Annotated in this window: 22 protein-coding genes and 1 other annotated feature; of the genes, 6 read left to right on the top strand and 16 right to left on the bottom strand. The window is 38.2% G+C overall.

Annotated elements, in window-relative coordinates:
- Positions 1 to 98 precede the first annotated feature (98 nt).
- Entirely contained in the window at positions 99 to 257 is a 159-nt protein-coding gene (locus tag ADU73_RS10480; protein WP_155387016.1) for a hypothetical protein, read from the bottom strand.
- Positions 258 to 610: 353 nt separating this feature from the next.
- Between ADU73_RS10480 and ADU73_RS04105 the strand changes: the two genes are divergently transcribed.
- On the top strand, positions 611 to 1,840 hold the full coding sequence (locus ADU73_RS04105; RefSeq protein WP_056986621.1) for an IS110 family RNA-guided transposase: 1,230 nt from the start codon (positions 611 to 613) through the stop codon (positions 1,838 to 1,840).
- A gap of 552 nt (positions 1,841 to 2,392) precedes the next feature.
- Here ADU73_RS04105 and ADU73_RS04110 read toward each other — a convergent pair.
- From ADU73_RS04110 to ADU73_RS10590, 5 genes are all read right to left on the bottom strand, one after another.
- Complete coding sequence (locus ADU73_RS04110) at positions 2,393 to 3,226, bottom strand: energy-coupling factor transporter transmembrane component T family protein (RefSeq protein ID WP_062913198.1); 834 nt, start codon at positions 3,224 to 3,226, stop codon at positions 2,393 to 2,395.
- A complete protein-coding gene (locus tag ADU73_RS04115; RefSeq protein ID WP_046871034.1) occupies positions 3,219 to 4,928 on the bottom strand; it encodes an ABC transporter ATP-binding protein in 1,710 nt (569 codons plus the stop codon). The genes ADU73_RS04110 and ADU73_RS04115 overlap by 8 nt, the downstream gene beginning before the upstream one ends.
- Before the next feature lie 4 nt (positions 4,929 to 4,932).
- Complete coding sequence (locus ADU73_RS04120; RefSeq protein ID WP_046871033.1) at positions 4,933 to 5,490, bottom strand: ECF-type riboflavin transporter substrate-binding protein; 558 nt, start codon at positions 5,488 to 5,490, stop codon at positions 4,933 to 4,935.
- Between the two features lie 81 nt (positions 5,491 to 5,571).
- Positions 5,572 to 5,777, bottom strand: a binding site (T-box leader).
- Positions 5,778 to 5,914: 137 nt separating this feature from the next.
- Positions 5,915 to 7,432: a PTS transporter subunit EIIC gene (locus ADU73_RS04125; RefSeq protein ID WP_046871032.1), complete on the bottom strand. Its 1,518-nt coding sequence runs from the start codon at positions 7,430 to 7,432 to the stop codon at positions 5,915 to 5,917.
- A gap of 18 nt (positions 7,433 to 7,450) precedes the next feature.
- Positions 7,451 to 7,945 carry a PTS sugar transporter subunit IIA gene (locus ADU73_RS10590; protein ID WP_046871031.1) on the bottom strand — a complete coding sequence of 165 codons (495 nt, stop codon included), beginning with the start codon at positions 7,943 to 7,945 and terminating at the stop codon, positions 7,451 to 7,453.
- Between the two features lie 227 nt (positions 7,946 to 8,172).
- On the opposite strand from ADU73_RS10590, the gene treR reads away from it, so the two are divergent.
- The gene (gene treR / locus ADU73_RS04135) at positions 8,173 to 8,889 is read left to right on the top strand and encodes a trehalose operon repressor (protein ID WP_046871030.1); all 717 of its coding nucleotides are present in this window, start codon (positions 8,173 to 8,175) and stop codon (positions 8,887 to 8,889) included.
- Between the two features lie 12 nt (positions 8,890 to 8,901).
- Positions 8,902 to 10,554, top strand: coding sequence for an alpha,alpha-phosphotrehalase (treC, locus tag ADU73_RS04140; protein ID WP_056986021.1), 1,653 nt, complete (start codon positions 8,902 to 8,904; stop codon positions 10,552 to 10,554).
- 585 nt (positions 10,555 to 11,139) lie between these two features.
- On the opposite strand, the gene ADU73_RS04145 is transcribed toward treC, so the two are convergent.
- The 3 genes from ADU73_RS04145 to ADU73_RS04155 form a co-directional block, all read right to left on the bottom strand.
- Positions 11,140 to 11,736: a hypothetical protein gene (locus ADU73_RS04145; RefSeq protein WP_145930482.1), complete on the bottom strand. Its 597-nt coding sequence runs from the start codon at positions 11,734 to 11,736 to the stop codon at positions 11,140 to 11,142.
- Positions 11,737 to 11,957: 221 nt separating this feature from the next.
- Entirely contained in the window at positions 11,958 to 12,554 is a 597-nt protein-coding gene (locus ADU73_RS04150) for a hypothetical protein (protein WP_062913199.1), read from the bottom strand.
- A gap of 260 nt (positions 12,555 to 12,814) precedes the next feature.
- On the bottom strand, positions 12,815 to 13,717 hold the full coding sequence (locus ADU73_RS04155) for a DMT family transporter (protein WP_226996045.1): 903 nt from the start codon (positions 13,715 to 13,717) through the stop codon (positions 12,815 to 12,817).
- Positions 13,718 to 13,898: 181 nt separating this feature from the next.
- On the opposite strand from ADU73_RS04155, the gene ADU73_RS04160 reads away from it, so the two are divergent.
- Both ADU73_RS04160 and ADU73_RS04165 read left to right on the top strand, forming a co-directional pair.
- The gene (locus tag ADU73_RS04160; protein ID WP_062913200.1) at positions 13,899 to 14,150 is read left to right on the top strand and encodes an AbrB/MazE/SpoVT family DNA-binding domain-containing protein; all 252 of its coding nucleotides are present in this window, start codon (positions 13,899 to 13,901) and stop codon (positions 14,148 to 14,150) included.
- On the top strand, positions 14,150 to 14,464 hold the full coding sequence (locus tag ADU73_RS04165; RefSeq protein WP_046871025.1) for a hypothetical protein: 315 nt from the start codon (positions 14,150 to 14,152) through the stop codon (positions 14,462 to 14,464). Before ADU73_RS04160 ends, ADU73_RS04165 begins: the two co-directional genes overlap by 1 nt.
- A 240-nt stretch (positions 14,465 to 14,704) precedes the next feature.
- Here the strand turns inward: ADU73_RS04165 and ADU73_RS04170 are convergent, their stop codons facing one another.
- The 6 genes from ADU73_RS04170 to ADU73_RS10490 all read right to left on the bottom strand — a co-directional run bounded on the left by ADU73_RS04170 (position 14,705) and on the right by ADU73_RS10490 (position 20,001).
- Complete coding sequence (locus ADU73_RS04170) at positions 14,705 to 15,856, bottom strand: baeRF6 domain-containing protein (protein ID WP_046871024.1); 1,152 nt, start codon at positions 15,854 to 15,856, stop codon at positions 14,705 to 14,707.
- A 148-nt stretch (positions 15,857 to 16,004) separates the two neighbouring features.
- Complete coding sequence (locus ADU73_RS04175; RefSeq protein ID WP_046871023.1) at positions 16,005 to 18,518, bottom strand: excinuclease ABC subunit UvrA; 2,514 nt, start codon at positions 18,516 to 18,518, stop codon at positions 16,005 to 16,007.
- 125 nt (positions 18,519 to 18,643) lie between these two features.
- Positions 18,644 to 18,793 (bottom strand): hypothetical protein, encoded by a 150-nt coding sequence (locus tag ADU73_RS10485; RefSeq protein WP_155386958.1) that lies wholly within the window; start codon positions 18,791 to 18,793, stop codon positions 18,644 to 18,646.
- 57 nt (positions 18,794 to 18,850) lie between these two features.
- The gene (locus ADU73_RS04180) at positions 18,851 to 19,255 is read right to left on the bottom strand and encodes a type II toxin-antitoxin system death-on-curing family toxin (protein ID WP_046871042.1); all 405 of its coding nucleotides are present in this window, start codon (positions 19,253 to 19,255) and stop codon (positions 18,851 to 18,853) included.
- A gap of 15 nt (positions 19,256 to 19,270) precedes the next feature.
- Positions 19,271 to 19,486, bottom strand: coding sequence for a hypothetical protein (locus tag ADU73_RS04185; protein ID WP_046871022.1), 216 nt, complete (start codon positions 19,484 to 19,486; stop codon positions 19,271 to 19,273).
- A gap of 365 nt (positions 19,487 to 19,851) precedes the next feature.
- On the bottom strand, positions 19,852 to 20,001 hold the full coding sequence (locus ADU73_RS10490; RefSeq protein ID WP_155386956.1) for a hypothetical protein: 150 nt from the start codon (positions 19,999 to 20,001) through the stop codon (positions 19,852 to 19,854).
- Between the two features lie 227 nt (positions 20,002 to 20,228).
- On the opposite strand from ADU73_RS10490, the gene ADU73_RS04190 reads away from it, so the two are divergent.
- Positions 20,229 to 21,470 (top strand): ISL3 family transposase, encoded by a 1,242-nt coding sequence (locus ADU73_RS04190; protein ID WP_226996046.1) that lies wholly within the window; start codon positions 20,229 to 20,231, stop codon positions 21,468 to 21,470.
- A 118-nt stretch (positions 21,471 to 21,588) separates the two neighbouring features.
- Here ADU73_RS04190 and ADU73_RS04195 read toward each other — a convergent pair whose 3' ends face one another.
- Positions 21,589 to 22,890 (bottom strand): D-serine ammonia-lyase, encoded by a 1,302-nt coding sequence (locus ADU73_RS04195; protein WP_046871021.1) that lies wholly within the window; start codon positions 22,888 to 22,890, stop codon positions 21,589 to 21,591.
- Positions 22,891 to 23,095: the final 205 nt, after the last annotated feature.

The following is a 23,095-nucleotide window of genomic DNA, read 5'->3' on the forward strand; positions in this document are numbered from 1 at the left end:
AGATATTAAAAAAAGAATCAGAATATTCTGATTCTCTAGCTTAAACGTTGATAGACTGCCTTACCATACGTTTTTAAAATTCACTTTGATAATATTATTTAGAATAATTTATGTCGAACCTCTTCCAAACTATGAAACGATCCCTTTTCAGCCTTTTTTAACTGAGCTAGAAGTCTCATACCTGCTTCCATGGACTTATCAGGTTGAATTGTCTTTAAAACTTGGTTATCAGTTTTTGTTTTGTTTTCATATTTCATTGCCTAACTTCCCCCTCGTATTATATATTTTGAAACTTTGTTTCTTACTATTCACTACTTAGATGCTGCGTGATATTCTCTAATTGTTCATTGGATTTAGGTCCAACTGGTATAGGCTTTCTCCCCTTGTAGTTTATCTACGTTTTAAGCGTGCCGCCCAGACAATTCGAAACACCGCAAACCACAAGCTGTAGCGATTAGAGTGATTCGTGTTCACTCGCGTGACACGCAGCTGAATCACTTAATCTAGTCTACTTATATTGCGAGGATGCCCGTTAGAATTGGAATTAGGGAACATCACGCAGCACCTAAGCTTATCCAATTAATTCACAATGAAAGGAGGTCCTTATCCTATGAATTTATATTTAGGTATTGATGTTGGTAAAAATAAATTAGACTTTTGTGCTTTAGATTCGGATCAACGTTGTTGTTTTCAAGGTGAAACTACTAATGATCTCAATGGCGCCATTAAGATCAAACAGACGGTCCTAACCGAAACTCAAACGCATCATTATGAAAAAATCACAGCTGGTATGGAAGCTACTTCTGTTTATAACTTTCATCCAATGACTTTTTTGGCCGAAGATAGCGAGTTACAAGCCTTAGGCTTATCGGTAATTACCATTAATCCCTACACATCACATCACTTTAGTCAGCTCTTTAATGACGGTAAAACTGATGCAATTGATGCCAAGCAATTAGCCGATTTATTGCGTGTAGAACCACTTGGAACCCCTGTTGCTCGCCAAGAAAATTATGTTGCGCTGCAACGTTTAACCCGTGAACGCTATCACTTGGTTAAACAAATGACCGATTCAAAAAATCATTTTTTGAACAACCTCTATTATCGTTGTAATACTTTAGAACGAGAGTTACCCACCTCAGTTTTTGGCTCAGCTATGATGACCCTAATTACTGATGAAGAGTTAACCTTGGACGAGGCAGCGGCGCTACCTCTTGATGAATTAGTGACACATCTTCAACAGTTAGCCCACGGTAAATTTGGTGATGCCGAAGCCGTTGCTAAAGCCATTAAGAAAGCAACTCGTTCTTCTTATCGTCTATCAAAAGTCGTAACAGATTCTGTTGATGAAATCTTAGCGGTCTATGCTAATGAAATTCGGATGTTAAAAAAACAAATCCAAGTTTTGGATAAAACAATTACACAGATATCTACTCAAAACACAGATATCAATTGTTTAACTAGTGTTCCCGGTATTGGTCCAGTTTATGCGGCCGGTATTGTGGCAGAAATTGGTCAAATTGAACGTTTTCCGGATGAAAGCCATATTGCCAAGTATGCAGGTCTGGCTTGGTTACCACATGAATCAGGTACGAGTGTTCGTCAAGCTACGCCACGAACTCGTAAGGGTAATCAATATCTTCGTTATTATCTAGTTGAAGCTGCCAATTCGATAAGACGTTATGATATTACTTACCAACGCTATTACCACAAAAAATATGAAGAGGTACCCAAGTATCGTCATCGTCGAGCTATTGTCTTGACGGCACGAAAGCTTGTGAGATTGGTGGAAGTCTTGCTTAGAAACCATCAATTTTATATACCACCCAAAGTGGTATAGCCTTCGAGTTTACGATACTGAGTCCCTTCTTAACCCGCTAAATTAACTGTTTTAGTGGGCTGGGGAAGGTATACTCTCAAGAACTAATTAATAATAAAAACAAAGTTTTTTACATACTTGACTTATCACCACAAGGCTTAAGTGAACTGTACAATATTTATTAGTCATAGTATAGGTGTTTTTTTGATTTTTAGTGAGGAAACCGCCACGCTTTTGACTGCCATTTTCCTCTGAGTCTTAGGCAGCTCGACAAAGCAAAAGTCAAAATATAACCATCCTTCCCGCGGGATTGCGATCCCGCACGCGCCCGTCTTTGCCTGCTACTTTCCGCTGAGTCTTAGGACAGTTCGGTAAAACAAGAGGCTGATCATAAACACGACTCTCGCGGGATTGCGATCCCACATACGCCCGTCTTTGCCTGCTGCTTTCCGCCGAGTCTTAGGACAGCTCCGACAAGTCAAAAAGAGAATCACAAGCGTGACGGATGCGGGATTGCGATCCCGCATCCGTCACGCTTGTGATTCTCTTTTTACCGACTTGTCTCACTCACTTTTACTTAAACGGATTATAAAATCTTCCGCCATTCACCTTAAACAAATAAATACCAACCAGCACCACCAATGCAATCACAATTAATGCCAGAAAGTCATTTCTCTTCATTGGTCTTGCCGCATACCAAGTCCGTTTCTTTAGTTTTCCAAACCGACGCAACTCCATTGCCTGACTAATCGTCTCAATTCGATCCAAGCTCGTAAAGATCAATGGCAACAAGATCTGTCCCGCTACCTTCACACGATGAGTGAGCTTTCCTTTTTTCGAAATCTCATTTCCCCGTGCCTGTTGTGCTCTACTGATTTGCCGATAATCATTTTGCACATCCGGAATATACCGCAATGCCAACGACACCGCATAGCTAATTCGATATGAAATACCAATTCGGTTTAAACTCGAAGAAAATTCACTTGGATTCGTTGTCATCAGAAATATTAACGCCAATGGCACCGTGAAAATATACTTTAAAAACAAGTTAAACTCATAAAAAAGCTGTTTCCACGTTAAATTGTACGGTCCAATTCCTTGCCAAATCACATGTTCCGATCCATACAGATGAACCCCATATTTGGGGCCGAAAATATACACCGCAATCAGATTTAACACAGAAAATACGGTGATAAATCCCAGTATAAATGACACTTCATGAAATTTAATCCCGGAAACTCGAAATAGGGCTAATGAACAAACTGTCAACACTAATAAGAACCGTGTATCAAAACTCGTCATTCCAATCACTGACAATGCAATTAGCCCAATTAGCTTGGTTGTTCCCGTTAAGCGGTCCACAAAGTTATCACGCTGTTTATATCCAATCAAGACGTTGTTATTCATCGCGCTGACCTACCCTTTCTTGATCAATAAAACTAGCAATCAAATCTTCAGGATCGACTTTAACGCGCTGGGCCAGTGTAAATAAACTCGTTTCAACTAACGAGGCTTGTTTTAAAAGATCCAAGTTGGCAAACAACTTCATTGGTTGATCATCATAGGCAATCACGCCATCGTTCAGGACCACCACGCGATCTGAATATTCCATCATCAAATGCATATCATGCGTAATAAAAATTACAGAAATTCCCGTTTTTTGATTTAAATCACGAATAAATGTCAGCATTTCCGTGTAGTGCCGCCAATCTTGTCCAGCAGTGGGTTCATCTAAAATGAGCAGTTCTGGGTTTAAAACTAAAATTGCTGCAATGGTAACCCGCTTTTTCTGTCCGAAACTCAAAGCAGAAATGGGCCAATGACGATACTCAAACAAGCCACAAACCTTCAGCGTTTCAGCCACTCGGGTTTCAATTTCATCAGGCGTAACTTGGCGCAACGTCAGGCCTAAGGCAACTTCTTCAGAAACGGTGTTTTTTGAAATCATCATGTTAGGGTCTTGCAACACATACCCGATATGATCGGCCCGTTCCTTAATTGAATCATCGTCCATCACTTTACCATTCAGCGTTAAGCTCCCTGAACTTTGATGTAGAAATCCAGTAATGATGTTGCTCAGTGTTGTTTTGCCAACGCCATTTCTACCCACCAAACTAACCATTTCACCTGGTTGAATACTCAAATTTAGTTTATTAAGGACTTGCTTCGAATCATAGCTAAAAGAAATATCTTTAGCCTTTAAAACAGGTTCTTGGTCCGTCGCAAGGGTTTGACTATGATGCGGTTGCACCCACTTTTTTACAGCTGCCACAGTGTTTTCGGTTAACGCGACATCATTAACATTATCGACATGCGCAACCTGTTTCAAGTCAACTCCTGCATATTTCAGGGCCGACAAATAAAGCGGCTCCCGTAAACCGAGCTTTGCTAAAATACCGCTTTTTAAAATAGTGTCCGGCGTATCGTTTGCAACAATCTCGCCTTCATCAACCAAAATAATGCGATCAACTGACTTATAAAGTACATCTTCAATTCGATGTTCAATAATTACGGTTGTTGTATCGCCCTTTTTTTGCATCTCATCGATTAATTCAATGGATTCACGACCGGCAACGGGATCAAGGCTCGCTAATGGCTCATCAAATAAAAGAATTTTACCTTCATCCACTAAAACACCGGCCATCGCTACCCGTTGTTTTTGACCACCCGAAATTTCTTGAGGGTGATTATTAATGATTTCAGAAATTCCTAATTGTTTGGCCCACTCGCTGGCCTTCTGTTTCAAAACTGACTGCTTTTCGCCATCATTTTCTAGGGCAAACGCAATATCTTCAGCTACCGTGAGCCCAACAAACTGGGTATCTGGATCTTGTAAAACAGTCCCAACCTTCAAAGACAGATCAAATATAGTTTGATCTGTCACTGATTGGCCATTAATTAAAATTTTACCGCTTAATTTTCCCGGATAAGCTGACGGAATCAAACCATTCATTAAACGACTTATCGTGGTCTTTCCTGATCCAGAAGGTCCCGCAATCAGCACCTTTTCACCAGCATAGATATCAAAATTTAAATGATTCAACGTTGGTTCTGACTGGCTTTGATACTGAAAACTGACATCCTGAAAGCTAATAATTGGGTTATTCATAAATTTATGACTCTTTCTTTAAACTGCCTTTCTTGGAACGGGTTCGGGCATAAGCCACCAATAAAATTGTCCCCAAAATTCCGACTGAAAGTGCATTGCAAATAACTGACGTGATTCCTTGTAAATAAACTTTGGAAGCTGGTTCTGAGTATACCAAAACGTCGCCAGTTGGTGCAATAATTCCCCAGACCAACACACTGATAATAATTTGATAGACATTGAAGATAACTAACTTATGTTTGGTCAAACCACCGTTTTCAATATTCAAATATTTTTTGGTTAGGCCAAATAAAATTCCGTAAATACCATCGGCAACGATCCATGTCCACCAAGGCTCGCCCCAGGTTAAATCGTTAAACATATGGCCTAGAAAAGCGATCAATCCACCCGCTACTGGTCCGAAAATAGAGCCCATTAATGCCAGAAATCCATATGCTAAATTAATATTTGTATCTGGAACTCCCGTTGGAATTGGAATATAACGCATTAACACAAAGAAAATTGCCGTTCCAATTCCAATTGCCACTACTGTTCTGACTGATATACCTTGTTTTTTATGCATAAATCTCTTTCCTCTCCTATGCCAATATATTTTAAAATTTATTACCCAAAATTAAAAACGCCCTCTACTTCAAAACTTGAAGTAAAGGACGTTTGACCGCGGTGCCACCTTTATTGAACGCAAAAACGTTCATCTCAACTCATAAGGGCTCGACACCCGCAGCTTAAAATTTTCATTTAACTGCAATGCTCCCAGACCATCTTCAGCAAAAACTTTCCGCTAGATTTCAGCATCCCTAGCTCTCTATAATTCAGTATTTTGCTTACTCATCTGTTCACAGCATTTTTTAATATTCTGAATAGATTGATAATACCCCAAAACAAACCTTTAAACAAGCCCTCTTTCTGAAAAAAGTTAAATTTTCAGAAAACAAAAAAAGAATCATCCATTTTCCATAGATGATTCGCTGTTTTGCATTTTAATTTTAAGCATCTTTACCAATGGTTTTACGACGAACAACTTTCTTTTCAGCAGCAACATCTGCATCCTTAAATCCAAATGCCCATGTGCAACCAAACGCAACAACTAAGGTAACAGCCGTCGCAATCCAGAAATTGATTTCGTTACTCATGCCGCCACCAAATTTGGCAGGTGTAAAGAATGATGGAAATCCAATAATTGAACCGGTAAATCCATACATATTTACGTTCAGCAGACCGGATACTAATCCACCGGCTGCAGCACCAATGCTGGCCGTCAAGAAGGCCCGACCGTACTTCAAGTTAATTCCGTAAATAGATGGTTCTGTAATTCCAACAAAGGCTGAAATTGCAGCAGCTCCTGAAAGCTCTTTAATGGAAGCAATTTTTGATTTGAGGAAAATAGCTAATACGGCAGCACCTTGAGCTACCATTGTCATTGAAACAATTGCATTTAAGTAACTATATCCTTTAGATGCAATATCATTCGCAATCAACGGTACAATTGCCCAGTGCAATCCAAAGATAACCAAGCTTTGATAGAATCCTCCAATGATTAATCCGGCGATTGGATAATTGAATTTCAGAATTGCATCTAACAACCATGAAATTCCTGTACTTACTAAAGTAATCGCAGGACCTACAAAAATGATGATAATTGCAGAAACAATAATAACTTCAAACAAAGGTACAAAAATCATTTGAAGAATTTGCGGAATCCATTTCTTTAACCAGATTTCAATGTAGTGAGCCATCCAAGCGCCCGCAATGATTGGAAAAATACTATACGTGTAATTTACCATGTGAATTGGTAATCCAAACAAATTTGTGTTTAATGCCATTCCCAAAAAAGTACCCGTTGTTTTCGTTCCGGTAGCAATTGAGAATAATGAAGGATAAACTAACACACCGCCAATAATTGCCATAATCACTGGATCAGACTTAAGTCGTTTTGCGGCTGTAAATCCAACAATGATTGGTAGGAAGTAAAAGGCCGAATCGCCCATCGCTGAAATAATAATATAGGTTTGTGAAGTTGGCACTGTCCAGTGAAAATCCACTGCCATCTGCAATAGACCTTTGAGAATACCACTAGCAGCCAATAACCCAACAACTGGCATCATGGAGCCTGTAATAACGCCAATTAAAGCATTAAACCCATCTTTTATTTTTTGGCCAAAGCTTCTGTTATCAGGTTCTTTAGCCGACCCAGCAGCTGCTTTTGTTTCTTGCACAGCCGCCTCAGTAGCATCAGGATCTGCGAATTCTTGCCCCAATTGAGCGATCACTGCATCATATACATCAGTGACTGCCGCCCCAATCACAACTTGATACTGCCCTTGTGCATGCCGAACATCGATAACGCCATCTAGATTTTTGATGACATCATCTTTAGCAATGCTTTCATCTTTTAAATAAAAACGTAGTCGCGTAATACAGTGAATTAAACTCTTTACATTTTCCTTACCACCAATATTTTCAATAATATCGGATGCAAGTTTGGTATAATCTTTTTTTGCCATTTTAAATACCCCCTCATATCATGCTTTAACGGTTACCATACCGATTTTTGCTTTGGCTGTAGTTTCACCAGTTGTCACATCCAAATGATCCAATTTATCAGCCGAATTCGTAAAGACAACAATAATGACATCGTCCAGATTCGCATCATGAATTTGATCCAAATCAATGGTGGCAATGGCGTCGCCGCCATTGACAATGTCACCAGGCTTAACACTGACAGTAAATGGTGCTCCTTTTAAATCAACGGTATCAACACCCATATGGATTAAAACTTCTAGGCCGTTAGCCATCGTAAACCCCAGTGCATGTTTTGTACCGGCGACCATCGTGACGGCGCCAGCCACTGGACTAACAATCTTGCCATCACTAGGTTTAACTCCTAGACCTTCCCCCATTGCCTTTTGAGCAAATACCGGATCACTGACTTTGCTCAAATCAATCACCTGGCCAGTTACCGGCGCATAAATAGCATTATCAGTGGCTACTTTTTTTCTTTTCCCGAATCCAAACATTTGTATTGCCTCCCAACTGAGTAGAAAATTTGACTTACTTAAAGCGCTTTCTTAATAACGGTTACATCATACATCCTGTATATACATGTTGTCAAATTTAAAGCTTATTCAACTTTCAGATTTCAAAAGCCCATTTAGACGCATTTATCAAATATATTGATTCCTTTTTACTTGTATAGACTAATCAAATAGTGATATGATGGAAGCGCTTTAGGAGGCGAATAGTAATGCGCAATAAATTTAATGCCATTTATCAAGATTTAGCCGATAAAATTAATCATCACAACTATCCAGTTGATAGTTACTTACCTAGTGAAACGCAATTATCTGAATTATATGGAACCTCTCGAGAAACCATCCGAAAAGCACTATCAGAATTACTTACAAACGGCTTCATTCAAAAAATTCGCGGAAAAGGTTCAATTGTTTTAAACTTACAACGCTTTAATTTTCCGGTTTCTGGCATTACTTCTTTTAAAGAGCTCAACAACTCGTTGCACATGAACTCTACTACTGAAGTTTTGTGCCTTGAAGACCAGCACGTGCCACTTGAAAAATTCGATTATCAATCATCTTCACCACTTTTGGCAACTTATGTCGAACGTCTTCGTAAAACTAACAATGAACCAATTGTTTTAGATCACGATTATATTTTAAAAAGTGTTGTTCCTGAAATTTCGCATAAGGTAGCTGCAGATTCTCTATATGATTATTTTGAGAATCAACTTGGTTTAACCATCAGTTACGCCACCAAAAAAATCACTGTAGAATCTCCCACAAAAGAAGAGGCACAGTTGCTTGAATTAAACGAGCATCAGGATGTGGTAATCGTTCGTAGTCAAACTTATTTAGAAGATACGACGCTTTTTCAATTTACTGAATCTGTTCATCGACCTGATAAATTTAGCTTTGTGGATTTTGCCCGTCGTCAAAAAATTAACTAGGGAGGCTTTTTAATGTCGTTTCAAAATAAAATAATTTATCAAATTTATCCCAAGTCTTTTTATGATAGTGATGGGGATGGGATTGGTGATCTCCAGGGAATCATTAAAAAAATTCCTTATCTCGTAAAACTTAATATTGATATGATCTGGTTTAACCCATTCTTCGTCTCACCACAAAATGACAATGGCTATGATATTGCTGATTATTGCAAAGTTGATCCCCGCTTTGGCACAATGGCTGATTTTGATGAGTTGGCTCGAAAATTAAAAGAAAACCACATCGGTATTATGTTAGATATGGTGTTAAACCACACTTCTACATCTCACGAATGGTTTCAAAAAGCTTTAGCCGGAAATAAAAAATATCAAGCTTTCTATTACATCCGCGATCCAAAACCAAATGGTGATCTTCCTACCAATTGGGAATCTAAATTTGGTGGCCCGGCTTGGGCTAAATTTGGCAATACTGGTAAGTACTATTTACATCTCTATGATCCTTCCCAAGCTGATCTTGATTGGCACAATCCGGAAGTTCGGCAAGCCCTCTACAAAGTCATTAATTTCTGGCGTGCGAAAGGTGTACATGGTTTTCGCTTTGATGTCATTAATGTCACGGGTAAAGAAGAAAAATTAATTGATGCACCAACAAACGTTGCTAGTAAAACTCTTTACACAGATACCCCAATTGTTCAGGATTATCTCAAAGAAATGAATCAAGCAAGTTTTGGACAAGATCCAGATGCCATCACTGTCGGTGAAATGTCGTCAACGTCAATTGCTAACAGTGTTCAATACACCTTGCCTGGCAATCATGAACTCAGTATGGTTTTCACTTTTCATCACTTAAAGGTAGATTATGTAAATGGTGAAAAATGGAGTAAAATGCCTTTTGATTTTATGAAACTTAAAGGGATTCTGAACGAATGGCAATCGGGAATGGCTAAGGGTGGCGGTTGGAACGCGTTGTTTTGGAATAATCACGATCAACCACGTGCCATTAATCGCTTTGGTGATCCGATTCATTACCGGGCAAAATCGGCCGAAATGTTGGCCACAACAATGCATCTGTTGCGAGGAACGCCATATATTTACATGGGTGAAGAAATCGGGATGAGTGACCCCGATTACACTTCAATGTCAGATTATGTCGATATTGAATGTAAAAATGCTTATCAAGAACTTTTAAATGCTGGTAAATCTCCAAGTGAAGCTTTTGAGATTATTAAAACCAAATCTCGAGATAATAGTCGTACTCCGATGCAGTGGAATAATTCCAAATATGCTGGGTTCTCGACACATAAACCATGGTTAATGCCAACTAATCAAGCGAAAGTAAACGTCCAAGATGAACTTGATCACGGAGAAATCTTCACTTACTACCAAAAGCTAATTAAATTGCGCAAAACCATGCCAATTATTTCTGAAGGCAATTTTAAACCCTTGCTTGAAAATGATCATCAAGTTTTTGCCTATTTACGAACTTATAGAAATCAAACTTTATTGGTTTTAAATAATTTCTATGGAAAAGCGACAACTGTTCAGCTGCCTAGTGAAATGACAAAACTGCATGGAAAAGTTTTAATTTCAAATTATGATGAATCAATTGAACTGCAGGACCAGCTGGAACTTAAGCCTTACCAGTCCGTGGCATTCTTATTAAATTAAATGTTACAACTAAAGGTTGAAAGTACAAAATTACAGCTAATTGCTTGATACAAAAACGTTCATGGTAACAAAACTAGATTAAAATGCCGTCTTCCAGCAATTTGGGCTGGAACGTAGTGGGCACGACTTAGAGCCGAAATACACGTCTCTAAGCTCGACCTTTATCTAAACGATGAATCGTTAAGATAAATGGCACTACTGAGCCCATTGCTTCCAGACTGATGCAAGTTTTAAAACTGATTATATTTAACACGAAGATTATTATGACAACGTTCATACGAACTATCTAAACACAACAACTTTTCCAGTTCGGAGGCGTTTTGGCCTCATGGGTGAAATTTATCTTAGCGATTCTTGCTTAGATAAAGGTCGAGTTTGAAGACAAGTGAACTGTTTGGCTTCAAATCGGCCCACCCCGTTCCAGGCCAAGTGAGCCAGAGAACGGTAGTTAACCTGATTTTGGTGAACTAAACTGCTTAGTATCAGTAACTGAAGTCATTTTTGTACTTTCAACCTTTAGGCTACAAAAAATACGTTTCCACACAGCCATTAAACCGCTGTAAATGGAAACGTATTTTTTAGTTTTTACCATTTATACACATAATCCGCATACGAGAAATAAAAAATTCCAATTCGCCTAATTTTCAGATTAATGTCGCCAACGCCATTTAAATAAATCTTAGGATGCCGCGGCGTGATCCTCGTCACATTATTAGTCTTTAACTGATTGGTATTCTTTTTGGTTACTGTAATTTCCGTTTTTGTTGCCGTAACGGGATCTGAATAACCACTACTTGCAAACTGAGCACTCAATTTTGGTGATAATAAACACAGGAAAAAGGCGATTCCTAATATAACAGCAATTTGATTTACATATTTTACCGGTTGATCATGATTACATATAATCACCGTGAGATAAACATCACAGATCAAAACCAAAATTCCACCGAACATTCCCACTGAAAGTAAATAAATCGGTGGTCTAGCAGTAATCGTTGCTAAAACCAACCAAATTAAAGCCACAAGATTGAGCGGACGCCATTTAAACAACGTCATCAATAATAGGACTGTGATTCCCACGATTGGCGCAAAATGTAAGGCGATGCTTTTGCCAACTAACATAGTAGAATCAACAGTTGGGTACGAAATTGAACGCAGTACCCACAGTATATTTAATCCCATCCAAACGCAAAAATATATTAACATTTTTAAATAGCGATGCTGCATCAATAATTCCTTCTAACTCAATCCTAATGACATATATGGATCCGAAATCGTTTCCACTCATCTAAAACATAGCACTTCACCGCATAAAAGCAAACCATAGCTTCTAAATCGTGAGCACAAAAAAACTGATCATTTCTTATATTATTTCTGAAATGATCAGTTGTTTAAAACTAAAGTTAAACTTCTTCTGGATAATTCAAATCGGCCACTTTAGCCACTTTGGTTATAAACGTTTTATCAAGCAATGTTCCCCAGGTGCTAGGATCACCTGCTCCGAAAACGTGAGCATCGGTGGTGATTGAAGCCAATTCAAATGGATCTTCAATCTCAATATTTTGTTTTTCACCCCATGCTTTTAATTGCTCATAAACTGCAAAATCACCATTTAGAAGATAGTAATTACCAGATGAAGTTCCCAGTGTCATCGTTAATTCATAATAAAAAACAGGTGACCACATATAGGTAGTCATTCTTCTTATAACACCAAATTGAATATATTGAACATCCGTTGCTTTCGTAGTCTCGACCACTTTTTTATCCTTATCAATCACTCGAATTTCTGTATCATTAAATTCAATTGTTTCAGGTGTTGCCAGTCCAAAAATTTTTCTACCAATTTTATGACTTTCTTTGTCTGAATTCTTCTGACTTCGCGGAAAAATTTGATCATTGATCGAAACACGCATTGGCGTAAAACATTTCTTAATGTAATCTACTTTTTCTTTTTCATAAATACCAGCTTTAGCAAAAGCTGTTGATGGAATTTTATGCATCCTTTTCACCAATCCTTCATTTAAAATTTGAGAGCCCCCACAATCACAACATGTAACTCATGTTTAACCGTAGCCCTGCCATTCTATGAATTTAAAATTAATAACCAGTCTAAATTGCATTTGTTTTCCCCCCAATAAGCAGAACATATAAACCGCTTTCATTCAATTGCATTCTAGCACTTTTTAGGGGGGGTGCAGCCAGTGCAAAACAAATTAGTCTAAAAAAATATCATGCCAAGTAGCATGATATCAGTTCTAAGTTATGATGAGTGACGATTAGCAATTGCCAGAATAAATACGGTGCTTAAAATCAAAATAGTTCCGATTGTTTCCATCACACCAAATTTTAGATTGAGAAACACCACAGACACAATGGTTGCGGATAAGGGTTCAAAGGCATCCAACAGGCCTGTAGCGGTCGCCGAAATGTAAGCCAAGCTTGCCAAATAAATAAAATACGCAATTACCGAACCAAAAATGACAATAAACAGATAACCAGCCCAACCCTTTGCATCAAAGTGGGGAACATCACGCCAAGCAGGTTGAATGAACATAAATAACACACCACCAACTAGCATGGACCATGAAGAAACAGTTAATGAACCATATTGATTTAATATTTTTTCTGGGAGTAAGACATAGGCGGCAGCTGCCACTCCAGTAACCACGCCCCAGAATAAAGCAGCTGGTGAAATTGTTAGAGATGTTGGGTTTCCACCTGTAATCAGTAGGTAGGTTCCCACTAACGCAGCGACAATCGCCCAAACGTCTCCTCGCCGTGGCACTCGTTTATAACGAATAATTGTAAAGACCACAATAAATACTGGGGATAGGAACTGTAAGATCGTGGCTGTAGCGGCATTACCTACCGCAACCGCTTTGTAGTAAACAGCTTGCATGGCCGTCATCCCAAAAATTGTAAAAATAAGTAATTGAATAATTGCTTTTTTATCATGCCAAATGGCAAACAATTTTGGCCGTTGCTTTTTCTGCAACATGCCAAACACAAGTAATAGTATCCCGCCAAATAACATTTTTGAACCGATCAACCAAGTTAATTTCATATGGTAGTTTGCAAATAGGATCTGAGCAATCGGACCAGAAATTCCCCAACAGATAGCTCCAATTGACGCGTATAAAATTCCTCGTGTTGACTTGCTCATAATTTGCATCCCCATTATCATTTCCCGTAATTTAAGTCACATCTCTAATTATCGAACTATTAGGGAACGAACGCAATGGAGATTTTAATGAATTAATAACACTCACAGATATTAGACATTTCAAAGGCATTAAGTTATAATTATGTTATAACAAACACAAAATTCATATTGAGGTAAACTAATGAAAAAAATAAAGGTTCGGAAAGTTGGCAATTCGCTAGGCGTTATTCTTCCCAAAAGCAGTGGTGTTGTTGAAGGAATGGAATTAGATTATCAGAAACAAAGTTCAAAAATTGAATTAACAATCAATGAAACAGAAAGAGAATATGATTGTAGAGAAATTGAAAAAGGATTCGATGATTTCGAAAAACAAAATATATTAACAGAAGACGAATTCGCCAAAAAATTCCAAAAATATGGTTGGCATAAATAATGACAGAATACCAAATACTATTTTCAAACTCATTCTCTCAAAGTTTAAATAGCGTTATTCAAGATTGGCAAAACATGGGATTATCTGAAACACAAATAAAAAAATTTATTCGGCTCATTAATAAAACTGTCATTTCTTTAAAATTTTATCCGAATCGTTTTTCAGACATCACATCACTTTACGGTTTTTCAAAGCTAACTCGAAGAATTTTAATTGGAAAAAAATACGCTATTTTTTATCGAGTAAATAAAAATCAACAAATTGTTCAAATTGGTAGCTTAGTTCAACAAAAACAGGTGAAGGTAAATTTCTAAAATATTTTTATTTATTGAAACTTGAGGACAGCTCGACAAAACAAGAGTAAAAAAATAGACACGCCTCCCGCGGGATTGCGATCCCGCATACGGCCGCTGATCTTTGCTTCCTTTTTCCGCTGAGTTTGAGGACAGCTTCGAAAAGCAAAAGGCAATAAATAAGTACACCTAACGCGGAATTGCGATCCCGCACCGGTGCACTTATTTATTGCCTTTTACCGCTTTTCTTCACTCACTTATCTAGTATCTCAATATTCCCGCCGCTACCTTATCGGTTGGCATATCTTCTGTATCAAGCAAGACTACTCTTCCACCATTCTTCATCGTTCTATCCACAATATCATTCACCAAATTATTGTTTTTAGCCGCCGTTGTATCAGTGTCCAATTTGCCTTCTTCATCAATCATTCCGATCACCGTTGTATCATTTCTTACAAACAATGTGTCGATCTGACCAGCCACCGCACAGCGCACCAATTCACGCATATCACTCGTTGCCTTATTCTTGTCCTTCGCAGTTTCATACCGTTGCGTTTGCACATTCATGATTCCTTCGAACCATTTACGAGCAACTGGGCGCATCTTATTTTCTAATTGATCAATGCTCAAACCACTAGGCGATTCTTCCACACATAAATGATGCGACAAGTTTTTATTTTTCGTGACTTGACGGAAACGAGCCTGATTTTCAGGTAATCCAAATACAATCGTCATCAAACCTTCTGGATGAGCATAGTTTTTAGTAACATACTGATCCACCATTTGGTAGTAATTGATTTGATCATTTGTAACTTCCTGGCTCTTCTCGTTATGGCCATGATAAGCTACTGCCACATCACCACCATGATTCGAAGCTCCACGGAATGACACTTCACCGCCGACTAATTCATTATCCCCGAGCGCCTCTTTTAACGTGCGAGGCGCATCCTCACCTAAGTGAATTTTTTCAAGATCATAACCATCCCCACGATAAAGTTCAAAGGAAGTTTGGTTAAGCCCAATTAATAAGTATTCAAATTTTAGCTGTAATTCTTGGATAATTGGTAAAACATTAGGCTGAGCGGAAACTGAAACTTGGTTCACACAGTTTCCAGAAAGCTGGAATGTTTCCACCTTATCCATATCTCCAATTAAAACGACTGCTTCACTTGCATCGTTTAACCAGAAACTATTGTCGTCGCCGTAAATACTCCAGCGGCTTAAATAGGCCTCGCGATCAACTTCAGGAAACAATTTGGTTAATTTATCTTTTGCTTCTTTTAGTAAGTTTTTGAAAGTGATTTTTGTATGCTGAATCTCTTTTAAGTCAGCAGGATTATTCACAATCATTGTGATAAACGGGCCGTGTTCTGAGCTCAATACATCATTTAAATCATTCTTGTTAATTCGCATAGGTTATTCCTCCAGTAAGAATATTGATATGAAAGCCTTTTCTATATCTGACTTAAGCATAGCATCTTTCCACAAAAATATCCAGTATAGTTATAGCCTTCATAAGAATAAAATTATTTATAACCCATATGAAAGTCTAACTTACATCTTACTGAAACAACTCAAAATGGGCTTTCAAGTACTTACCAGTCTCACTTTTGGCCGTGTTAGCCACTTCTTGAGGTGTGCCAGCCGCAATAATTTTTCCGCCAAATTGACCACCTTTTGGCCCAAGATCAACAACATAATCTGCATTGGCAATGACATCCAAGTCATGTTCAATAATAATAATCGTCGCCCCTTGATCAATCAACCGATCGAACACATGAATCAACGTTTGAATATCAAGCGGATGTAACCCAACTGACGGTTCATCAAACACAAACAACGTCCCATTTTGTTTACGACCCATTTGTGAAACTAACTTCAACCGCTGGGCTTCACCACCAGACAAAATTGGGGTACTCTCGCCTAATACAAGATATCCCAACCCCATTTCGGATAGTTTTTCCAGAATTGATTTAATGGCTGGTACATCTTCAAAAATTGGTAAGGCATGATCCACATCAAGCGCTAAAATATCTGCAATTGTATAGCCATGCCATTTTACAGCGAGCGTTTCATCATTATATCGTTTACCGTGACAAACAGGACACGTCTCCACCATATCTGGTAAATACTGAATATCCAGCGAAATTGTTCCCGTTCCTTTACAGTTTGGACAAGCACCGGAAGTCACATTGTAAGAAAAATGACTGGCAGTCCACTGTCGCTGTTTCGCTTCATCTGTATTCGCAAACAAAACTCGTAAAGTATCTAGAATTCCAGAATAAGTCGCAACCGTTGATCTGACGTTTTTACCGACCGGCACTGAATCCACCATGACCACGCGATGAATATGCGCACGATCTAACTGACTAATATGGGCGGGCAAAGGTTCCTTTTTGATAGCTGCCTTAATTCCCGGTATTAAACTGTCTAAGATCAACGTTGTCTTTCCGGCACCTGAATATCCGGATACCACACTAAGGCGTCCTTTAGGAAAATGAGCAACCACATTATGCAGATTAAATCGCTCAGAGACCCCGATGGTAAGATCGCCTTTATCAAACAACTTTGCTTTAGGAACCTGTTTTCTGACCAGCAGTTTGGCCGTTCCATTTAAAAATGGTGCAATGAGTGATTGTGGGCTCTTCTTAATAGTTGACACAGTTCCGTGATCAACCACCGTTCCACCATTTTTACCGGCTCCTGGACCAATTTCAATCACGTAGTCGGCTGCGGAAATAATTCGTGTATCATGATCCACAACCACTAACGAATTTCCTTGAGACACCAACTGATGCAAAATTTTAATTAATCCGCTAACGTTAGCCGGATGAAGTCCAACTGAAGGCTCATCAAGGACATAAAGAACTCCCGTTGTCTGGCTCCGCAAAGTGCGACCCAACTGAATACGTTGGAGCTCACCAGTTGATAACGTATCGCCTTCACGGTCCAAGGTTAAATAATCCAAGCCTAGATCTAAAATAGGTTGAACACTATCTTGTAATTCACCAACTAAATTAGTCCCAAGTTCACGCATCGTTTCTGGTAACCACGGTACAATTTTCGGCATAAACTGAGTTAATTCGGTGATGGTCATTTTTGAAACTTCAGAAATATTTTTATCAACTAACTTTGTCTGCAAAAGTTTGGGCGCAAACCTGGTCCCATGACAAGTGGAACAGATATCAAATGAATAAAACCGATTCAAGCGGGTAATTGCCCGTTCATTAGTTGTCGTCGCTAAACTATCTTCAACAGCGGCATAGGCATTTTCAAATTGCGCATTATCCATATGAAAAATTTTGCCCGTTTTAGAAGGAATATTAATCGCATATTTTTTATTTTCACCGTGCCAAACTTGTTGTTGGTCTTTGGCACTCATCTGATTAAAGGGTGTATCAATCGGGATTCCAATTTGTTCGGCCACATAAATCATAAAGTTACGGCCTGGTAATCGCCATGAGGCCACAGCACCTTCGCGGATCGTTTTCGTTTCATCAGGAATTAGCCGACTTTTAACAAGTTGACGGACTTTACCAATCCCATTGCAGGTTGGACAAGCTCCTTCCGAATTAAACGCAAAACTCTCCGCACCAGGCGCCATAAACTTCACCCCACAAGAGGGACAAACGACATAACCCATATTTTCTGCAACTTCTAATGTCGGTGGAACCCGATGCCCATTTGGACATACATGGGAACCTAATCGGGAAAACATTAAGCGCAGAACGTTTAAACTCTCGGTCATGGTTCCCACAGTTGAACGGACGCCAGGTACCGTTGGCCGCTGACGTAATGCTAACGCTGAAGGCAAATACTTCACCTCATCAACATTTGCTTTACCGGCTTGGCTAATTCGGCGCCGCGTGTAGGTCGATAGTGAATTTAAATAACGGCGAGCCCCTTCAGCATAGAGAACACCCATTGCCAGTGAGGACTTTCCTGATCCGGATTTCCCCGTAATCGCCACAAATGCGTTGAGAGGAATTGTCACGTTCAAATTTTTTAAATTATTAACATGCGCCCCAATCACTTCAATGTTATCGGGAATTGTTTCTTTATGTTGAATTGCCATGTAAACCGCCTTACCTTTCTGTTATGCTCCCTTTTCAGTATAACGCGTGTGGATATTTAGCAAAAATAAAAACACGTCCTGAAGTTCAGATTTAACTTCAGAATGTGCCTATCAATCATCTTATTTCAAGCTAAATAAATTACCGCAATTAAGGCCACTACCGCCGCAATAGCAGATGTTCCCGCCAACAATTTATTGGTGTTTCGTTTCTTAAAAGCGTAATGGCCACAAATAACCATAACAATAAATGCAGCAAGTAAAACCCAAAAGCCCATCTAAATTATCCCCCAAGTTAAACTGCAAATAACAAAAATACATTTCCAATTGCCTTTTTAATCTTTATGATAATGATTGATTTTAAGCCAATGTGCTATTTCCTGCATGGTTTTCTCATCATCTGAAGAATTGGTAACTGCTAGAACTAAGGATCCAGAATTATTAATTACACTATCATCCTTAACGACATAGTTATTATCATTTAAAAACCTAAGTGCCGCAAAAAGTGCAGTTCGTTTATTACCATCAACAAAAACATGTTTTTTTGTGATTTTTTGCAAAATAAAAGCCGCTTTGAGCCAAATAGTTGGATAAAGTTCATGTCCAAAAACAATTTGACCAGGTTGGTTAGCTATAACATCTAAAGCCTCATAAGATTGAACTCCAAAATTAGTTCCACCAGTCATTTGGACAGCATATTTATTAATCTCGATTAAATCACTTTTTGACAGATATTTAATTTTTGTCATTATTGTCTATTTATCCTTTAAATATTCTGCAACTGGTTTAAAACGATCCATAAAATCATGAATATCATTTTTTCGATTATCTGAAAGTCCATCTACTCTTTTAAAAATAATATCGCCATGATCATTCATGCTGGGTTCAAAAGTCACATTTTTAGGAATTCTGAAACTGCTAGGGATTGTTAGTACAGTTGCATTAGAAACTTTACGTGATTTGACGGTCATATTTATCCCTCCTTATTTTATTCATTTAATAAGTATACTATATCACATACACTGTACATATGTACAAACAAGTGATTGTTTTTTGTCCCACATCAAAAATCGTTGACATTTTTAACAAATTAAATTAAATATACAAGCGATTAAAACCAATTATCCGCGTCTGCTTTTGAAATCCTACTACGTTTTATTTTTAAGTCTAGGAACCACTATAGTTTATCATTCTGAATTAACTAAAACTCATAAGTACAGTAAAAATTAATGACACAAACAAGATACTAAGAAAAATTGCTCCAGTTGATATCACTATTGTTGCTTATAAAAATATTTTTCAATAGTTATATTTCTTCAAATAAGTTAGTTCTCTACTACGTTAAATAAAGAACAATCGCCAGTGCTAGGATCATCATTACTGTAAGAACAACTGCAAATGTTCGATTCTTATTTCTTTGTTTCGCAGCAAGAATACCACATGCAAGCGCAATAATAAATAAAGCTAAGATTGCCCAGAATCCCATTTTGTTTTCTCCGTTCCGTAAATTCTAAAAATAAATCTTTAAGTTTCCCTAATTCTACAAGCAAACTAGTAATTAAGTCAAAATTAGCGGGTCTGCACTTTCTGGTATTGGTGAATAACTAATACCGGTTTTTTGTCTGTTTTGAAAATCAGAAAAATAAAAAAGGACATCTGTCCTCTTTGTGCTACGATTTAATCGCCAAAACAAATCGAAAAGAGGAAATTCAGATGTCCCTAACTAATTCTATCTTATGCTTATTCGAAATAACAGACCCAAACTTAATTGTCACTGGTATTTCTAAAGAACGGTGTTCCACAAACCAACGTATTCATGTCGTCCATGCAACTTTGTCTTATCAACTTTTAAAGTGCCCACATTGTGGCCATAAAAGCTTAATTAAAAACGGAACTCACATGAGTCACCTGCGTTTAGGAACCTTATCCGGTGGTCGTTACGAAATGCATTTAAAACGTCAAAGATACCAATGTAAAGATTGTTCAAAAACCTGTGGTGCTAAAACTAAGTTGGTTAATCGTAACGAAACTTTCACACATAATATCAAACATCAAGTGATCGTTTTGGCACGCGATATGTTGACGAGTAAAGAAATTGCTAAACTTTGTGGAATTTCGCCAAGCAGTGTTCAACGAATCCTAAATGCCAATATTCACTTAGCCTATCGTGTTAAACATCTCCCAGAGAATCTTTGCTTTGATGAATTTCGTTCCTGTAATCACTGGATGTCCTTTAATTGTTGCGATGCCGTTAGTCATCGCCAAATTGTTACTTTAAAAGATCGGCTAAGTAAAGATATCATTGACTACTTTGAAGCTCGTTTTTCGGTTCAAGAACGTGCCCAAGTTCAATCAGTGACGATTGACATGAATGCTGAATATGGCAGCTTCATTCATCGCTTATTTCCTAATGCGGCCACGATTATCGATCGTTTCCATATTATTCAACTGGCTGGGCGTGCCTTAGATAATGAACGCACGCAGACCATTCGTACTATCCAAGATAAGCATTCACGAATTTATCATATTTTAAAATCTCAATGGCGTTTATTTCATCTTGATGAAATAAAAGTTAATGATTCTAAGGCTGTTTATTTACGCGGAATTAACGAGTATATGACGCAACAAAACGCCATTGATTTAGCTCTAGACGCTTTTCCCAGATTTAGATCTGTGTATCAAACCTATCAAGGTATCTTAAGTGTCATACACCAAAAGGATGCTAATGCGTTCCAATCCTTACTTACTAACTACCAACCCACTAGTAATCAAATGGACATAACGATCAACACGTTTATCAAAAATGGTTCAGCCCTTCTAAACAGTTGTCGTTATCCATTTTCCAACGGTCCAATTGAAGGACTTAATCGTAAAATCAAGGCATTAAAACGTAACTGTTTTGGTTTTCGAAATATTGACAACTTCTTTATCCGGATTAGTTTAATTCATGAGTAAACAAAAAGCACATTCACCGAAGTGAATGTGCCGTTCAAAATCTCCACCAATACGATTTGACAGAGACCCAAATTAGCGTATGAAAAAAGGATCAGCAAAATCTGATCCTTAGATTTAATTATTTAGCTAACTCATCATGGCCAACTTCAAGATAATGATTCATATCTTCGTCTGGCACCATGCTACCGCCAGTTGCCCAAACAATATGATTAGCATTCTTCAATGGAAAATCAGCTGCTAATTCGCCTAACGATTGATCCATAATTGAGAATCCAGCAGCTGCTGAAGGTTCCAAGCCAATCTTTTCCGTGTCATATAATCGCGCAACATCTTTCATCATATCTTCGTCTTTGAAAGTTGCCGTTCCTAACAACAAAGTCCGCATGTTTTTACCAGCAATTCGTGAAGCACGACCAACTGCTAACCCATCCGCTTTGGTAGTCCCATCAATTCCAATATCATAAACAGAAATTTTATCGTTTAAGCCAGTTACCATTCCCAGCGTCACAGAAGGAATGTGAGTAGGCTCTGCAAAAATTGCATGAACGTGTTTGCCTAAGACCTTCTTCAACCCAAAGGTAACTCCACTTGGACTGCCACCAACTCCAGCTGGTAAGTAAACAAATAAAGGATGATCCTTATCGACTTTGATATCCTGTGACTTCAATTGGGCTTGTAAACGTAAAGCAGCTACTGAATAACCCAAGAATAAATCGTATGAACCTTCATCATCAATAAAGTAAGTCATTGGGTCTTCAGCTGCCATTTTACGAGCTTCTGTAATCGCATGCGTGAAGTTATCATTATACTCCACGACATTTACACCAAAGGCGCGCAATTTGTCTTTCTTCCACTTTGAAGCATCAGCTGACATGTGAACGGAAGTCCGGAAACCTAATTTTTGTGCCACAATTCCGATTGAAAGGCCCAAGTTACCAGTTGAACCAACTGCAATCCCATATTTAGAAAACAAATTATGATACTTCTTGCTGGCTAATACCGCATAGTTATCGGCATAAATTAAACCACCTTCACGAATTGCGATTTTCTCAGCAAACTTCAAAACTTCATAAATGCCACCACGAGATTTGATAGAGCCGGAAATTGGTAAATAGTTATCGGCCTTTAAATATAAACCACCTTCAATTTTATTAGAGAAGGTTTTATTTAAGCGAGCTTTCATATCCGGTAAATCAATCAATGGTGATTCTAAAATTCCCTGGTTTGCCAGAGTCTCTGGAAAAGCGACCTCAAAGTATGGTGCAAAACGGTGAAAACGTGCTTCAGCATCAAAGATATCTTCAATTCCAACTGAGAGCTTAGCATCTTTTCCATAATCTGGATTCCGCCAGAAAAAAGGCCTCAAATCCTGCATTGTTTTTACTTCTGGGTACTTTTTAATCAAAGCATCGACATTCATTTTTAGATCTCCTTTTCGTTTTAACAAGGTTATTTTGCAATTGCAAAATCTTATACTCAATACGGATGCCCATTCTCATGTTCCTTGCTTTTCTCCATTAATCAGTATAACAACAATAGATTAATTTTTTAAGAGGCCTAATGAAATTAATGCCCATTTAAGCGCTCACATGGCCTTCATTGACTTTATAAACAACATCAGCAAC

It is taken from the genome of Pediococcus damnosus (assembly GCF_001611155.1).
Classification (GTDB): domain Bacteria; phylum Bacillota; class Bacilli; order Lactobacillales; family Lactobacillaceae; genus Pediococcus; species Pediococcus damnosus.